Here is a 15546-nt window from a genome sequence, read left to right on the forward strand (position 1 = left end):
TCATGGAACAACAGACAATGACGTCTGGCCGCCCACTGGGCGCCGCACTCAAACCCCGCCAGCTCACCATGATGGGGCTCGGGAGCGCCATCGGCGCGGGCCTCTTTATTGGCTCCGGCGCCGGCATCCAGGCCGCGGGCCCGGCCGTGCTGATCTCCTACCTCGTGGCCGGCACCCTCATCATCCTGGTGATGTGGGCGCTCGGCGAGATGGCCGCCGCCAATCCGGACAGCGGCGCCTTCTCCGTCTACACGGCCAAGGCCTACGGGCCGGTGGCCGGTGCCACGGTGGGCTGGCTGTGGTGGCTGCAGCTCGTGGTGGTCATCGCGGCCGAAGCGCTGGGTGCGGCAGGCCTGCTGGCCACCATCTTCCCGGCCCTTCCGGTGTGGCTGACGGCCTTCGTGTTCATCGTGGTGCTCACCGCCGTGAACCTCACCAGTGTGAAGAACTTTGGCGAGTTCGAGTTCTGGTTCGCCCTGCTCAAGGTGGCAGCAATCGTCGGGTTCCTGCTGGTGGGAGCTGCTCTGCTCTTCGGCTGGCTGCCGGGCGTCCCGTCGCCGGGCCTGGCCAACTTCACCGGAGCCGGATTCGCTCCCAGCGGTTTCGCCGGTATTGCCACGGCACTCTTCGTGGTGGCGTTCGCATTCGGCGGCACCGAGATTGTTTCCGTGGCGGCAGCTGAGACTGCCGAGCCTGCCCGCAGCGTGAAGAAAGCGGTCCGCACGGTGCTGTGGCGCATCCTGGTCTTCTACATCGGCGCCATCTTTGTCATTGCTGCCGTGGTTCCGGTCGGTTCGGCGGGGCTGAAGAGCCCGTTCGCCGCTGTGCTGGACGCCGCCGGCATGCCCGGCGCGGCCACCGCCATCACCCTGGTAGCCGTGGCAGCACTGCTCTCCGCCCTCAACGCCAACCTCTACGGTGCATCGCGGATGGCGTACTCCCTCGCGGAGCGGGGTGAGGCACCACGTCTGCTTGCCTCGGTGTCTAAGGCGCGTGTCCCGGTTGTCGCAGTCCTGGCCAGCGTCGCTTTTGGCGTTGTCACGGTGGTGCTGGAGCTGGCCTTTCCCGAGAAGGTCCTTCCCGTCCTGCTCAACATCGTTGGTTCGACGTGCCTGCTGGTGTGGACGTCCGCGCTCCTCGCCCAGCTCGCGCTGCGCCTCCGCGCCGACCGCGAGGGGATGGAGCTTCCCCTGCGGATGCCCGGCTTCCCGTGGCTCACGTGCTTTGGCTTGGTCATCCTCGCAGCGATCTTCACCGTGGGCTTCATCGGCGAGGATTCCCGTCCCCAGCTCCTGAGCACGTTCGGACTCGTGGCGCTTCTGGCGGTGGCGAACTGGTTGCACCACCGGAAGGGCAAGGTTTCGCCGGTTGTGGAATCTGCGGATAGTGCCAAGCAGCCGGTGCTCGTCGACTGAATCAGGTGCTGTGAACCCACATCGCGGTGCACGCGGAGGGCGCGTCCGGTCTGGCCGGGCGCGCCCTTCGTCATGGATGCCGGTCGGCCAAGGTCGACGACAGGCGACAGGCGACAGGCGACAGGCGACGGGCGGCCGCGCCGGCTGCTCCCGGTGTCGCTCTCCGTGAGTCGGGATTTCCGTGTCGGCTGTCCGACGCGAGACTAGTGAGCCGGTCCCGGCATGGACTCCTCAGCCAGCCGAGGTTTGACGCGCCGCCGCGCTCTACTTCGGGGCTTTCCTTTCATCACCCACCAGTTTCCGGCCTTCCTAGGGAGCACGGATGGACTGACGTGTGCGGGATCAGGACGTCGTGTGCGCGCCGGGACAGTGTTCTAGCTCAACTTTGTGCAGTTGCACTTGAGGAGGAAGTGACTTCAGGGTGCCGTTCCTAGCGCTCCCCGACGCCATACGGATAAGAACGTGGTTGGGTCACGGCCTCTGCTCGGCGACAAACTAGGGGAGCGGAGCCAGAGTTTCCGCCAGGACGCCGCTGACGAAACTCAGGATCTCCTCGCCGGCCAGGACTCCGGAAGCCGAAGTCACCGTCAGGTTCGGCAGGCTGAACGAGTCGCTGTCGAGTTCGCCGTGCGATGGACGGATCGCGATGTCCGCCAGTTCGAGGATGCCCGCATCCAGCCGTGAGTCGCCCGCGGCTACAAGAAGACCTGATCCGCTCCGCCGCCGGACCTCGTCCACAGCGGCTTCCTTGGTGATCGGGGCCGGGACACAGTAGAGCTTCCGCCCCTGCAACGACGTCATCCAGCCGCGGGCCTCGCACCAGGCGCCGAGCTCGTCCAGGTACCCGTCAGGCAGCGCCTGCCGGTCCACGATCGAGTACACAAAGTATTCTTCGGCCGTCCGGACCCTCAAGACGGCGGGGACTGCCGCGCCGCCCCTGAGGTGGCACAACACGTCGTCCAGGGGCGCACACTCTGACCCCAGTGACCGCTGGATGTGCCGCGACCAGTCGCCGTCCGGCTCGCCGTCGTGGAGCAGCACGGCGCCGTTCGTCGTCACGGCATACCCGTGGCCCGAGCCGGGCAGCCGCACCCGGGAGAACTGCGCCCGGGTGCGGGTGGTGACGGGCACGAAGATGCTCCTCTCCACGATCCCTTCCAGCAGCTCCTCCGCTGTCCGGGTCATGAAAGACAGCGGAGCTGCGTCATACACCTCGGCGACCACCATCCGGGGCGCCAGATGATCGCTTCCCACGAGCGCCATAGAGTTGACCGAATAGATCAAAGTGCGGTCCAGATCGCTGGCCACCATGACCGGCGCGCCGCTTGAGTGAATGCTCATACGTCCGCCACTGCCTTGCCGTCGGCGCCGGTTGCTCCCGGCGTGTGCAGCGGATGGATCAGTCCGACGCAGCTGTAGGCCAGGTCAGGGACCTCCAGCACCTCGACGCCGCGTTGTTCGGCCAGGTGGAGCACGTGGGCGAGGTCCGGCACAGCCTCGGGCCGCACCAGCACCTTCCAAGGCACGCGCCGCAGGAGGACCCTGGTGGTTTCGCCGACACCTGGTTTGACCAGGTTCACGTTGTTGATTCCGAAGCTGCGGCTGATCTGCTCGACGGCGGACCATCCGGACCAGTCTGCTTCCGGGAGCCCGACGATGTCTGCGGGGGCGTGCGCTGCTGCCCGCAGGACGTCGTCCCGGACGCCGGGGAACTGGGCTGTGACGGCCGACAGGAAGTCGTGGGAGACGTCGCTGCCGGCCAGCTCCGAGTAGAACTTGGCCCCGTGGAAATCGCCGGGGCTGATGAGCGACTTGTTGAAGACAGTGCGCGAGACGAGACCGGAGACGGTCGAGTTCAGGCAGGCCGAGGGGACGAGATAGTCCTCCCGCGTGCCGAAGATCCGGACGCAGCGCCCGGGATCCGCGAGGACCGCGAGGTTGGGCCGGAACGCCGGCCCGTCGGTCTGTCGGAAGAGTTCGACTGCGGCGGCGAGTTCGCGGGCGATGGCTCCCTTGCCGGTCCAGCCGTCGACGAACATTATGTCGTCCGGGCGGTGCCGGGACGCGAGATAGCCGAGGGCGGTCTGGTCGATGCCGAGTCCGCGCACGATGCTGATGGCATAGTGCGGCAGCTTTAGACCGTGGACTTCCCAGGCCCAACGCTTCATCAGGATGCCCACGGGAGTTCCGGCTCGGGCGAGAGAAACCAGCACGGGGGCGTTGCCGCGCAGCTTCAGGACCTGCTCGGTGAGCGTTCCGACGGCGTGCGCGATCCGGACTGCCGTGCTCTCCAGCGCGGCCTGGAACAAGGCGTCGTACTCGGGCGACGGTTTGAACTCCTGCGGCAGCGATTCGGCGTAACTGGCCTTGCCGGATTGGATGGCGGCCTCACGCTCTTCCCTCGGCGCTTCCAGCTGCGCGGAACTCAGGTCCTTCAGTAGCCATTCGACGTCCTCGGGCAGATAGGAGCCGAAGTCGGGGCCGAGCAGCGGCGTTGGGAACGGTGGCTGGGCCGGCAACATGACCAGCCGGACATCGTCGGCGCTGCCGGAGACGGCCTCGGCGATCTTGCCGGGGCCCAGGAGCCCGGACTCCGCTGTACCAGGTTCCGCCATGATGAGCACCGTATCGAAACACCCTTCAGGGTGCATGAAGTTGTAGGCAAACCGCGGCCCGGGCCCGTCCGGGGCGTCGTCGTCGCTGCCAAAGGCGATGGCGGATCTGATCGCGTAATCTGGTTCGTCCAGCGCGGCGATCGGGGAGCGGGTACTGGTGGAATAGCGGATGTCGGTGTCAGGGCGCAGGTCCTGCAGCCGGGCGGCGACCGCGAGGGGAAGCGCCATGAATTCCTCCGTGGCGAGGACCAGCACCCGGCCCCCCGCCTCGCCGCGGCTGCCAAGGGCCGCGGCCAGGGCGCCCGCAATGCGCGCCGCCTGGTCCGAATCGGGACGCCCGGAAACGCCAAAGCGGGCGCTGCGGATTGGTGGCTCGATTCCGTGGAGGTCCAGCAGCTGGATCAGGCCCGGCCTGGGGGCCGCTGCAGGCGGGAGCGGGATGGCGCTAATCAGCTCCGTCGCGTCCGAAGCAAGCGTTTCCGGCAGTTGGATGCTTCCCTGCGCCAGTGCCACCCCGCTGATCCTGGCGTCGAGTTCGTGTGCCAGCGCGTCAAGGCGGTCCCGGTCTACGGGGGAGCGCAGGTCCACCAGGGAGGCGACGACGTAATGGCGGTGCGGTGCGGTGCGGTGCAGTTCGCGGATGGTGTTGATGATCGTGGCGCCGGTGCTCAGCTCGTCATCGACCAGGACCACGGTCTCGGCCTGGTTGAGGGCGGCGCGGCTGGTCGGCAGCAACTGGTGGGAGGTTGCGTGCGAATGCATTTCCTCGAACGCGCCGTAGGGTTCCACCCCGCTGCTGCTCTGTCGGGTGGAGTGGATGTAGTAGGTCCCCAGTTGCCCGGCCACCAGCTGGCCCAGCCCGGTGGCTGTTTCCGCGTAACCGATGGTCGCGACGCCGGGAAGTTCTGTTTGCCATCGGGCGAGCAGTTCGCCCAGGCTGGCCATGTCGGCAATTCTGCTGCGTCGCCTGTCCTCGTTCGGTGCCGTGCCGCCGTCCGGAGCGGTGTCGCCCTCCAGCAGGCGAGCCAGCCTGCCTGCGGCCTCGTCAATGACGGCGGTCAGCGATCCGGCGGTGCGTGAATCGGTGCCCGCATCCGGACCGGCAGCGGCATTGGCGGGGAACTGGAGTTCCCTGCGGACCATGAGCCCCAGAAGCTGCCCCGCCGACGTCGCGATCCCGGGTTCGGTAGGGACGTGCTTGGCAAGCACCCGCGAGACGAGCAGATGGGATCTTTTGGGATTGCGCCGCAGCGCCAGCCCGACCAGGGCGCTTACCGGCAGCAGGCTGCGACTCTGGTCCGAGGCCACGTCGACGCCGAGGGCATCGCGCACGTAACCGCCGCTCCAGGGAGCATCCGTAGAGAGTTGCTTCACCGCATGCTCGCTTCCAGTAGTTCGACAAAACTGACGCCGGGCCTGGCGACCCCGAAGGCCCTGGCACGCAACAGGGTGCGCTCCGCCCATGCACGGTGTGGTTTCAACTCATTCATCTTGTTTCCATAGGACGATGCCTTTACGCCTCCGCCGGCGTTCCCCGCTATGTCCAGGGCATCGAGGTATTCCTCGTGGCTCACGACGCACATGGCGTGCACCACTGGAACGTGGCTGGGGTGGATGACGGTCTTGCCCAGCAGGCCGTTCGCGAGATCCAGTTCGATCTCGCGAATCAGGCCATCCAGATTGTCCATCAGGATGCGCTGTCGGAGTTCGCCCTCGTTGACGGCTTCAAAGGGCGTGGACCGCAACTGCGGCCTCAGGACCCGTTCTGTGTTGACGAAGTGTTCCCACACGGGGCCGGAGATGACCCAGCCGTCATTTGGGCGGCCAAAGATGTTCACGACGTCGCCAATGATGTTCGCGACGACCTTGACGTTGTAGATAGTCAGGTCGCGGGAACGCCGCAGGCCAAAGGCACTGGACATGTCCGTGGCACCGATCCGGACGCACAGGACCAGTTCGCGGAACTCTTCCACCAGGGCCAGGTTGTCTGTCAGCACCCGGACGCGTGACTCCAGATGAGTTGTCGAAAGGTCCTCTATGATCGGCATCGCCCTCAGGGCCTGTCCCTTTGAGTCTCCCGTGCGTCCGGCTTCTTTGTTCAACAGCTCCAGTGCCGCCAGGAAGGCACGCCCGCGCCCTGTCTCGTTCTCGAACTTGGGTAGTACGAAGCCGTAGACGACTCCGAGATCCGCACCTGCCCTGCGTCCGACGTCGAGCAACTGTTCGGGCGTACGGCACCGGATGAAGATCAGCGGGAGTTCGCCCGGATCGTCTTGGGACAGTTCAGCCAGTGCAGCGAGCAGGTTCTCCTCCGCGGCGGGCACCTCCTCGTCAGGAACGGCATCTTCGAGGCAGACGACGATGCTGAGGCACCCCGCTCCGGCTTGTTTCCGGATTCCATATGCCAGCGAGCTTCTCGTGGCGGGCGAGTACAGGGTGGCACCCAGCGCGACGGCCAGCAGGCCGGGGTCCGAGGTGCGGTGAAGGAGTTCGGGGCGCAGGTGGAAAAGCCGATCCTTGACGGATTCGGCCAAGGCTTTGAAGTGCTGCATTGTCCCCTAGTTGTTGCAGTAGTGCGCTGCCGGATCAGCGCAGGAGGACCCGTTGGTCCAGTGGAATGGTCATCGTGAAACCGAAAATAGCCCAGATCGCTGCGTCGGAGGCGTCTGCCGGGACGAATTCTGCGCGAAGCTCCAGAACCGCGCCGATCCGCGCGACGTACAGAACGCTCCGCAACCCGGCATCGTTCCGGGCAGCCACCGCTGCGGCCGCGCCGTCGAAGACTCCGACTGTCAGCGGGGTTTCCCCGGCGATGAAGAGGGCCCGGCGCAGGAGCCGGACATGGCGCAGGGACACGATGCCGGCCCCGTCCTGCACGCCTGCCAGGGGTCGGTTTCCCTGGGTAACGACGGGGGTGCCGGCCTTGTGCCCGTCCGTGTGGTGGGCACCTGTGGTGAACTGCTGGTCTTCCCATGCCACCGAGCGAACCCCGGCCACCAGGAGCGAGCCAATCGCGGATTGCCTGGCGTTCAAGCGCACCACCGGGTTGGCTTCCCCCAACTCGCGGACGCTGCCAAAATCCGGGGCCGGGAACAGCCGCTCCGACAGGGACGGAGCGTGCCGGGGCCCCGGCTTGGAAGCCACTGAGGCCTTCGTGGACGGTATGCGCACCGGGCTGGCATTGAGCGTGAGGCCACCGGAACCCGCCCTGCTTGCGTCGAGGTGCGAGGACGTTGCTGCACTTTGCGCAGTGGGTCGAAGAGGCTCCGGCTGATCCACAGGCTTCCGGCGTCGGCTGAGGTATCCGATGTCGGTCCGCAGCAAGGTTCGGTTCAACGCCATTTTCAGAGCCTCAACTTGAAGTCGGCGGCAACGGCTGCGAGCCCGGCCTCATAGCCCTGGCCGAGGGCACGGAATTTCCAGCCCCCGGCGTGCCGGTAGAGCTCCCCGAGAATCATGGCGTTGATCTTGTCGAGGTTCCCCCGCGGCACCGTGAAACGAAGGAGCTCGCGGTTTTGGTCGGTGGCGACCCGCAGGTAGGCGTTTTTGACGGCACCGAAGGTACCGGGGCCCCGCACGTCCGGATCCACGTAGAGGAGCACTGCGATCTTGTGGACCGACTCGGGCACCCGGTTGAGGTCGACGTCGATCTGTTCCTGGTCTTCCGCTCCCGCGAAGGAAATGCTGCCTTCGGGGCTGGTGATCTGGTTGAAGAAAACCAGATGGTCATCCGAGATGGCGCGGCCATCGGTCCCGCACATGATCACCATGGGCACCAGCTCGGCCTGCGGGCCGCGGCTAGGGACTATGTCCCAGCCGAGTCCCAGCAGCACTTTCTCCAGCCCGGGGTTCTCAGCAGTGAGGGCGGCGTTGCTGCCCGCGACCATTGAAGCCACTAGCGTCCTTCCAGATGAAGACCATCAATATCAAACTTGTCCCTGAGGAACTGGCCGTGGACGGCCAGTTCCGTTATGGCACCCGTGCGGACCTGATTGTCCAGGTTTTGGACGGTGGAGTAGAGCGTGTCGAGCTGTTCCAGCAACACCGCCGTGTCGGCGGATTCGTCTCGCCGCGACGCAGGGGCCAGCATCAGATATGCCCGCAGCGGGGACGGAAGGTAGTCGGTGATGACGGCGTTCAGCAGGACGCCCTGCTCCGTCGATGCACCTGACCGGCCGATGTAGCCGATGAGGGCACGCAGAATGTCGGCCAACTGCAGCACCTGTGACACGACGAGGGGAGGCAGTTCGGCGCCATTGGCGAGCACCGTCCGTCGCAGCTCCTCGAGTGCGTCCCGGGTGACTGTCAGCTCGTCTGCAGCCAAGTCCGCCGGGGCAGGAGATTCGTCACCGGAGAAGGCGGCGGAGCGAGGTACCGCTCCGCCGCCAAACAGCGAGCCTAAGAATTTTGCGACCATAGCCCGTAAGCCTATTGCTCAGGGCTGACGACCACTAATTCCCTTCCTGTTTCCGCACCCTGTCCAGGTAGGGGCGGGCCCGTTCCAGCCCAGTTTCGAGCGCGTGAACGGTGCCTTCCATGCTCTTGTTGGCCTGGGAGCGGAAGGTGTCGATCGCATCCATGGTCTGGAAGACATTGTCGAACGCCTTCTGCAGCGTTTCCACGCTGACGCCGGAACTGGCCGCCTGCTGGTGGATCCGAGCGGTCTGATCCTTGAGCATCTCGCTGGTCTTCAGAATCATGTTGTTCGTCGTCGTGTTGATGGCATCGATCTGGTCGAGCACCATCTTCTGGTTGGCCAGTGCCTGAGCAACGATGACGGCCGTGCGAAGTGCGGAGATCGTGGTCGTGCGGGCCCGTTCAACGCCCTTGATCAGCTCGGTATTGTTCTTGCGGATCAAGTCGATAGCCAGATAGCCCTGCACCGAGACAGCCAGCTGGGTCAGAATGTCCTGGTGGCGCTGGCGGATCGGATACAGCACGTCAGAGTCGAGTTTGCCCGCCTCTTCGATCTGGCCCTGCATCTTCATCTCATCGATCCGGTTGGCTGTCGCCGTGTCCAGGGCCTTGGCGAATACCGCGTATTCGCTCAGCCCCTGCATCGTCTCCCACAGCTGGGTCTTTTCCTGCGCCAGGGAGGCGTTGTCCTTGAGCAGCGCGTCCTGGCCCGCCATCAGGGACTTGATGATCTTGTCGAGCTGGGTCTGGGCACTCTCATATCTCTGGAAATACTTAGCTAGCTTGTTGCCGCCCGGAATGATTCCAAGGATCTTCCGGCCGACGCCCAGGTCAGCGTTGTTGGGCGTGAGGTCCTCCACGGTGGAACGAAGCTCACCGAGCGTTGAGGCGACCTGCACTTGGGCGCTGCTGCCAGACTTCTTCGCGCCGGCCAGCGACGTGGACGACCGCTCCAGGAGCCGGCTCGAGGTGTTGGCGGATGCCACGAGCTGCTGGCCGCCAAGCCGGTTGATGCCATCGATCTTGCTGGAGTATTCGGGGCTGAACGGACTCATGGCCGACACTTCGGTGATGAAGGCACGCGCCTGGGCGTTGATCTCCTGCTGGCGTTCCGCCGGAACCGGGACCATGCCCGGGGCGTCGTCTTCCTTGACGATGCCCGGAGCCTCCGGAGCGTTCAGGACGAGGGGAATCGATGATGACGTCTCTGGCGGAGTGAGTTGCATGCTCATAATTGCGTCTCTCTTTCTGTGGTCTCGGGGCTTAGCTGAGCTGGACGCCGAAGTCCGCGGCGATGCCAGCGAGGCCCGTCGCGTACCCTTGGCCGACGGCCTTGAACTTCCACTCGCCGTTATGCCGGTAGAGCTCCGAGAAAATCATGCAGGTTTCCGGCGCCGCATCCTCGCTCAGGTCGTAGCGGACCACTTCCGCGTCGCTATCCTGGTTGACGACGCGGCAGTATGCGGAGCGTACCTGGCCAAAGTTCTGCCGGCGGGTGTCCGCCTGGTCAATCGAGACCACGAAGACGATTCGCTCAACATCTGCGCCCACGGCCGAGAGTTCGACCGCGACCACTTCGTCGTCGCCGTCACCCTCACCGGATCGGTTGTCGCCTTTGTGGACTACCGAGCCGTCGGCTGCGGCCGGCTGGTTGTAGAAGATGAAGTCCGCAGAACTGCGGACCTTGCCGTCGGCGCCGAGAAGCAACGCCGAGGCGTCCAGATCGAAGGCGTCACCGGTGGTCGTGCGAGGATCCCAGCCCAGCCCGACGAGAACCTTGTTCAGCCCCGGATCGGTCTTGGTGAGCGAGAGGTTACTGCCTTTGGTAAGCGTCAAGCCAGCCATGGTTGTTCTCCTTGTTCAGTCTGTCGGGTGTTGGAGGGATGGCCCGAGTTGCCCGGGCCATCCGGCTTTTAGTCCAGCGCTATGCCGAAGTCCGTGGCTACGCCACGGAGGCCCGAGGCATAGCCTTGGCCCACGGCACGGAACTTCCACTCGCCGCCATTTCGATAGATCTCGGCAAAGATCATGCACGTTTCCGCTGCGGCATCTTCTGTCAGGTCGTAGCGGACAACCTCGTTGTCTGTGTCCTGGTTCACAACTCTGCAGAATGCATCGCGGACCTGGCCGAAGTTCTGACGGCGCGCCTCTGCTTGGTCAATCGACACGACAATGACGATCTTTGCGATGTCTGCTGCGACCGAGTCGAGATCGATCAGGATCTGCTCGTCGTCGCCTTCGCCCTCACCCGTGCGGTTATCGCCCTGATGCACAATAGAGCCGTCCGGCGAGGACAGTTGGTTGTAGAAGATGAAGTCATCGTTAGAGCGGACCTTGCCGTCGGCGCGGACCAGGAGAGCCGAGGCGTCGAGGTCGAACTGTTCGCCGGCGGTGGTCCGCGGATCCCAGCCGAGGCCGATCATGGCCTTGCGGAGCCCGGGGTCGGCTTTGGTCAGTGACAGGTTGCTGCCCTTGCTCAGAGTCAGGCTAGACAAGAGGTACTCCTTCAGTTTGGTGATGTACGTTCGAGAGAGCTAACGACCTAGAGGGCGGATGCCGCGGCGCCGCGGACATCGCCGGGCGTGCGTCCGTTAGCCGGCGCGCCGATGGCCTGGAAGTTCCAGACGTTGCCGTTCCGCGAAAGCTTGGACATGACCATCGCCGTGTATGGTCCCGATTCGGTGAGGTCGTAGCGGGCGACTTCGGGGCTGCCTGGAGCCGCGTCGTCGATGACGCGGCAGAACGCGTTCTGGACCATGTCGAAGGTCTGCTGGCTGTAGCTGGTGATAACAAACACGATGTGCGCGACGGCCGGGGACACATTCGGCAGATTCACCATGAGGGTCTCGTCGTCGCCGTCCCCTTCGCCCGTCAGGTTGTCCCCTGTGTGGCGGATGGAACCGTCTTTGCTGGTCAGCTGGTTGAAGAAGACAGTGTCGAGGTGCTGGCCCTGCGCGTCAAACAGGATGGCCGACGCGTCCAGGTCGATTTCCACCGTTTTAGTTCCGCCGAAGAATCCTTTTTTTGCGGGGACAGCAGAGTCCCAGCCGAGGCCCAGACGGACGTTCGTCATCGAATCGCCGTTCTGCTTCGTCAGTGACAGCGTCTGGCCTTTTTGCAAACTCAAACCCATTTAACTGCTCGCTTTCTTAGTGGTGGCTGTTGCCTTGATAAGTGATGTAGAGCTAGCTGTTTGCGTCCGCCGACTCGCGCGTTTGAGGCTGCTCAGCGACACGATTCCTCTTATTGCGTTGCACCGATCCGATAAATGCCGCACCGATAAACACGACGCCGATGAGGCCGGTAACGATCTCGTTGACGGGAACCACGATCGTAACCAGCAGGATTACTGCCAAGGCGCCGATGGCCCAGTGTGCGCCGTGGTCCAGGTACTCGAATTCGTCCAGCGTCCCCTGCCGGACCAGGAACACGGTCAGGGAGCGGACGAACATGGCTCCGATGAAGCCCAGTCCGAGCGCGATGATGATCGGGTCCGCGGTAATGGCGAAGGCTCCGATGACGCCGTCGAAGGAGAAGGATGCATCAATGACTTCCAGGTACAGGAACAGCATGAGGGCGGCCTTGCCGGCGAGTTGAGCCGTACCGGAAGGGCCTGAGTGCACGACGAGGTCCGCATCCGCGGCATCAACGTCGCCGTCTTCATCGACGTCGAAGAGATTTCCGAGGCCGTTCACGAGGAAATAGGTGATCATGCCAAGCAGGCCCGCGAGAAGGACGATGCCCTGTTTCTCGCCGGATACAGCCCCGGCGATGGCCAGAGCGGCCAGGCCGATGATCAACGATGCGCCTTCGAGTTTGCCCAGCCGGGCGAGCGGGATCTCCAGGAACTTGATCCATCTAATATCCCGGTGGGCCAGAATGAAGTCCAGGAACAGCATCAGAAGGAACATTCCACCGAAGGCCGCGATCTGCGGGTGGGCCTCGTGCAGCAGGTATCCGTAACTGCCCGGGGTGTGCGGGTCACCCTTTTCCATTGCGAGGCTGACAGCTTCCACCGGGTTCAGGCCAGCGGTGACTCCCACGATCAGCAGGGGGAAGAGGATGCGCATACCGAACACGGCGATAATAATGCCCACACTGAGGAACATTTTCTGCCAGAACGGGTTCATCCGCTCAAGGATTCGCGCGTTGACCACAGCATTATCGAAGCTCAGGCTGATTTCAAGAATGCCCAAGATGAGGCAGAGAATCAGTGCCTGAGGGCCGCCATAAAGAAAAGCGACCACCAATGCGATGAGGGTGACCGCGAACGACCAACCGAAAGTCTTGAGAAACACGCTGGAACAACTCCTGGAAACGACAGGTCCTGTCCAGTCAACGACGGCAGGACGGCGAAAATCGTCCCGGAAGTTATCCCCCAAGACTTCGTGCCAACATCATATGCGGCGGGTGCGACGCTTTGTCCTGCGACGCCCCAGTGTTTCTGGATTGTGATCGTACTCGTCCCGCCATAGCCCTGGTCCGGCTGCGAGGGAGGCTTTCCCGCGCACTAGCCGGACCAAGAGCGGGCGATAATTGTTACTCGCAGGCGACGCCGTCGCCATCACGGTCGAGCTTGCTGCTGTACCCGGGCTGGCCTGCATAGATCGGCGCGGCCCCTGCTTGTCTCGCCGCGGTGCAGTTGGCGTAATACGCTGCCGCCGGTGCCGGTGCCGGTGCCGGTGCCGGTGCGGGCGCCGGCGGTACATAGGGTGCGGGCGCCGGTGCCGGTGGAACATACGGCGCCGGAGCGGGCGCGACGTAAGCGGGCGCCGGAACGTACGGATCGGGCGCGGGTGCCACCGGTGCCGGAACAACCACAGCCACGTTTGCCGAGGGTTCCGGCTCCGTTGTAGCTTCGGCGGAGGCTACCACTGTCACTTCCTTCTCACTGGTCGGAACCAACTGGTCGATGCAGTCTGCTAGTACGCGGGCCATCGCGTCGTGCTCGGCCTGCGTCACCCACAGCTCGTACGTCGCCTTAACGGAAATCTGCCGTGCAACGTACGCGCACTGGAAACTCTTGTTCGGCGGTAGCCACGCCGCAGCATCACCATCCCCCTTCTGAACGTCGGTCGGCCCGTCTGTGGCCTGAAGGTTCAGGGGATCGTTGGCAAACGCCATGCGCTGCGCTCCCGTTAACTGCTGGGCGCCCGTAAGCCATGCGTCACCCAAGGCAACCACATGGTCAATCTGTACAGCACTGCTGGTGCCAGGGCCGCGTTGGAAGTGGATCGTTGTTGCCGTGTAGGGGTCCGCGAGGGTCCCGCTTTCTACTCTGCAATGCCCATCATCTGCGAACGTGACTTCCGAAAGATCCCGCTTGAGAATATCGTTCCGGGTGTCGCAACCGTTCCTGTCAGTGTCGGCCCATGCTTGGCCGAACATGGCGCGGTCATCGTAGCCGGGCGTCGGCGCCGTTGCCTTGACGGGGAGACTAGCGAGGAGGTCGAGCGCCTTCGTTGCGTACGCCGGCTGGGATTTAGGAGCTGTATAGCTGACGCCCCTGGCGAGTTCGGTGACGTTCTCAGGGTCCATCGGCTCCCCGGTATCCGTCGGGGACGGGGAAGGGGAGGGTGAGGAAGCCTGTGACGAAGCGGCGGAAGCGCGGGCCGCTTCTTCTGCTGCTCGCTTTTCGTTCGCGGAAGCCGCCTCGGCAGCGATGCTTTCTGCAGACCGAGGCGGGACGGTCAGCCCACCGACGACGAAGAGCACCAGAGAGGCTGCAAGGACGACACCCCCGGCTTTTCGGCTGCCGGGCAGCCGTGCCCACGAGCGGCGGCCCGTGATCACAACGTAGAGGCCGGTAAGTGCGGCAAATATGGCGAGGAAAATCAGTGCCCCACCGAGCCCGCTGGTTGCAGCCCCCATCGCCATGAATGCCAGCGTGATCGCTCCGACCACGAATGTTGAAACTTTCGGCTTCCGCGGCGGTTTCGGCGTACTAACGGATGGCTCACGCGCTCCCAAGAGCGATTCGTAGTTATTCAATTTCTAATCCCCATGTTTTCGGCACCTCAGGATTTCGCTGGGTGTCAGGCCTCGGCGCTATCGTGCGTCAAATGGGATTGTATGGCCTTGCAAACAGATATTAGGATTCCCGTCACATTGTTTCGAGGATCCACGCGTGGCTGTTCCTCCACATGGTCCAGGTCAAAATCGACGCGCCGCCAAATGAACTCGGGACACGTCAGCTATATGGTTGGCATAACCCAACGAAAAGGAACCGATATGGCACTTTCCCTCGAAAAGATCAGTGAACAGGCCCCAGGCCTCCTCTCGCTGGCCAAAACCGCATCGCACGCAGTCGATCTCTCAGGGCTCAACGGCCAGAAAGCCAAGGTCGCCGTCGCCCTGGACTTCTCCGGCTCCATGAGTCGGGCCTACAAGTCAGGGTCTATGCAGCGCCTTGTCGAAAAAGCGCTGGCCCTGGCAACTCAGTTCGACGACGACGGAAACATCGACTTCTTCATCTTCGACTCCAAAGCCGCGTACTTGGGCGAAATCAGTATCGATGACTTCGCCGGCTCCGTGGACCGCCTGACCAACGGCCGGCGAATGGGCAGCACAAACTACGCCGATGCCTTCCTGACCATCCGTGACCACTTTGGGTTCGCCCCGCCCGCACCGCAGGCCCCGCCCGCCCCGCCGAAAAGGGGGTTCTTCGGACTTGGCAAGGCACAGCCAGCGCCGATCGCTCCGGCCACACCGGCGCCGACCACCCCCGCAGACATTCCTGTGTACGTACTGTTCTTGACCGACGGCGCCCCGGACAACCAGTCCAAGGCCGTCCAGGCTCTGACTGAGGTGTCGACGGCGCCGATCTTCTGGAAATTCCTCTCCATCGGCAAACAATCGATGGTATTCCTTGAAAAGCTGGATACGCTCACAGAACGGTTCGTGGACAACGCCAATTACGAGCCGATCGGCGATGTGGACGCGATCAGCGACGCCGTCCTGTTCGAGAAGATGCTGAGGGAGTTCCCCGACTGGCTCAAGGAAGCCCGCACCAAGGACCTCATCCAGTAATACCTCCATTGGGGGCACAGTAGGTTCAAGCTCGCGAGCGGACACGCAAGGGGCCGTCGACGCTCCCTCGG

At 63.9% G+C, this 15546-nt stretch carries 14 protein-coding genes; 2 read left to right on the forward strand and 12 right to left on the reverse strand.

Going from position 1 to position 15546, the window contains the following annotated elements:
* Nucleotides 1-2 precede the first annotated feature (2 nt).
* Nucleotides 3-1415 carry an amino acid permease gene (locus ABD243_RS09060; RefSeq protein ID WP_344364541.1) on the forward strand — a complete coding sequence of 471 codons (1413 nt, stop codon included), beginning with the start codon at nucleotides 3-5 and terminating at the stop codon, nucleotides 1413-1415.
* A gap of 495 nt (nucleotides 1416-1910) precedes the next feature.
* On the opposite strand, the gene ABD243_RS09065 is transcribed toward ABD243_RS09060, so the two are convergent.
* The 12 genes from ABD243_RS09065 to ABD243_RS09120 all read right to left on the reverse strand — a co-directional run bounded on the left by ABD243_RS09065 (nucleotide 1911) and on the right by ABD243_RS09120 (nucleotide 14350).
* The gene (locus ABD243_RS09065; protein ID WP_344364543.1) at nucleotides 1911-2756 is read right to left on the reverse strand and encodes an HAD family hydrolase; all 846 of its coding nucleotides are present in this window, start codon (nucleotides 2754-2756) and stop codon (nucleotides 1911-1913) included.
* Nucleotides 2753-5404 (reverse strand): phosphoribosyltransferase domain-containing protein, encoded by a 2652-nt coding sequence (locus ABD243_RS09070; protein WP_344364545.1) that lies wholly within the window; start codon nucleotides 5402-5404, stop codon nucleotides 2753-2755. The genes ABD243_RS09065 and ABD243_RS09070 overlap by 4 nt, the downstream gene beginning before the upstream one ends.
* Nucleotides 5401-6582 carry an HpcH/HpaI aldolase/citrate lyase family protein gene (locus tag ABD243_RS09075; protein WP_344364548.1) on the reverse strand — a complete coding sequence of 394 codons (1182 nt, stop codon included), beginning with the start codon at nucleotides 6580-6582 and terminating at the stop codon, nucleotides 5401-5403. The genes ABD243_RS09070 and ABD243_RS09075 overlap by 4 nt, the downstream gene beginning before the upstream one ends.
* Before the next feature lie 34 nt (nucleotides 6583-6616).
* Nucleotides 6617-7372, reverse strand: a complete 756-nt coding sequence (locus tag ABD243_RS09080; RefSeq protein ID WP_344364551.1) for a hypothetical protein — start codon at nucleotides 7370-7372, stop codon at nucleotides 6617-6619.
* A 2-nt stretch (nucleotides 7373-7374) separates the two neighbouring features.
* Nucleotides 7375-7917, reverse strand: a complete 543-nt coding sequence (locus ABD243_RS09085) for a TerD family protein (RefSeq protein WP_344364713.1) — start codon at nucleotides 7915-7917, stop codon at nucleotides 7375-7377.
* Nucleotides 7918-7925: 8 nt separating this feature from the next.
* Nucleotides 7926-8447, reverse strand: a complete 522-nt coding sequence (locus tag ABD243_RS09090; protein ID WP_344364553.1) for a hypothetical protein — start codon at nucleotides 8445-8447, stop codon at nucleotides 7926-7928.
* Between the two features lie 34 nt (nucleotides 8448-8481).
* The gene (locus ABD243_RS09095) at nucleotides 8482-9678 is read right to left on the reverse strand and encodes a toxic anion resistance protein (protein WP_344364555.1); all 1197 of its coding nucleotides are present in this window, start codon (nucleotides 9676-9678) and stop codon (nucleotides 8482-8484) included.
* A gap of 31 nt (nucleotides 9679-9709) precedes the next feature.
* Complete coding sequence (locus tag ABD243_RS09100) at nucleotides 9710-10291, reverse strand: TerD family protein (protein WP_344364558.1); 582 nt, start codon at nucleotides 10289-10291, stop codon at nucleotides 9710-9712.
* A gap of 68 nt (nucleotides 10292-10359) precedes the next feature.
* Nucleotides 10360-10941 carry a TerD family protein gene (locus ABD243_RS09105; RefSeq protein WP_344364561.1) on the reverse strand — a complete coding sequence of 194 codons (582 nt, stop codon included), beginning with the start codon at nucleotides 10939-10941 and terminating at the stop codon, nucleotides 10360-10362.
* Between the two features lie 47 nt (nucleotides 10942-10988).
* Complete coding sequence (locus ABD243_RS09110) at nucleotides 10989-11579, reverse strand: TerD family protein (protein ID WP_344364563.1); 591 nt, start codon at nucleotides 11577-11579, stop codon at nucleotides 10989-10991.
* Nucleotides 11580-11631: 52 nt separating this feature from the next.
* The gene (locus tag ABD243_RS09115; protein ID WP_344364566.1) at nucleotides 11632-12744 is read right to left on the reverse strand and encodes a DUF475 domain-containing protein; all 1113 of its coding nucleotides are present in this window, start codon (nucleotides 12742-12744) and stop codon (nucleotides 11632-11634) included.
* Between the two features lie 241 nt (nucleotides 12745-12985).
* Nucleotides 12986-14350: an excalibur calcium-binding domain-containing protein gene (locus ABD243_RS09120; RefSeq protein ID WP_344364568.1), complete on the reverse strand. Its 1365-nt coding sequence runs from the start codon at nucleotides 14348-14350 to the stop codon at nucleotides 12986-12988.
* Between the two features lie 327 nt (nucleotides 14351-14677).
* Between ABD243_RS09120 and ABD243_RS09125 the strand changes: the two genes are divergently transcribed.
* Complete coding sequence (locus ABD243_RS09125) at nucleotides 14678-15475, forward strand: VWA domain-containing protein (RefSeq protein ID WP_344364571.1); 798 nt, start codon at nucleotides 14678-14680, stop codon at nucleotides 15473-15475.
* Nucleotides 15476-15546: the final 71 nt, after the last annotated feature.

Origin of the sequence: Arthrobacter humicola (assembly GCF_039531445.1) — a bacterium.
Taxonomy (GTDB): Bacteria; Actinomycetota; Actinomycetes; order Actinomycetales; family Micrococcaceae; genus Arthrobacter; species Arthrobacter humicola.

Coding starts and splice junctions, on each gene's coding strand:
- ABD243_RS09060 (WP_344364541.1), top strand. CDS start 3: ATGGAACAACAGACAATGACGTCTGGCCGCCCACTGGGCGCCGCACTC.
- ABD243_RS09065 (WP_344364543.1), bottom strand. CDS start 2,756: ATGAGCATTCACTCAAGCGGCGCGCCGGTCATGGTGGCCAGCGATCTG.
- ABD243_RS09075 (WP_344364548.1), bottom strand. CDS start 6,582: ATGCAGCACTTCAAAGCCTTGGCCGAATCCGTCAAGGATCGGCTTTTC.
- ABD243_RS09080 (WP_344364551.1), bottom strand. CDS start 7,372: ATGGCGTTGAACCGAACCTTGCTGCGGACCGACATCGGATACCTCAGC.
- ABD243_RS09085 (WP_344364713.1), bottom strand. CDS start 7,917: ATGGTCGCGGGCAGCAACGCCGCCCTCACTGCTGAGAACCCCGGGCTG.
- ABD243_RS09090 (WP_344364553.1), bottom strand. CDS start 8,447: ATGGTCGCAAAATTCTTAGGCTCGCTGTTTGGCGGCGGAGCGGTACCT.
- ABD243_RS09095 (WP_344364555.1), bottom strand. CDS start 9,678: ATGAGCATGCAACTCACTCCGCCAGAGACGTCATCATCGATTCCCCTC.
- ABD243_RS09100 (WP_344364558.1), bottom strand. CDS start 10,291: ATGGCTGGCTTGACGCTTACCAAAGGCAGTAACCTCTCGCTCACCAAG.
- ABD243_RS09110 (WP_344364563.1), bottom strand. CDS start 11,579: ATGGGTTTGAGTTTGCAAAAAGGCCAGACGCTGTCACTGACGAAGCAG.
- ABD243_RS09125 (WP_344364571.1), top strand. CDS start 14,678: ATGGCACTTTCCCTCGAAAAGATCAGTGAACAGGCCCCAGGCCTCCTC.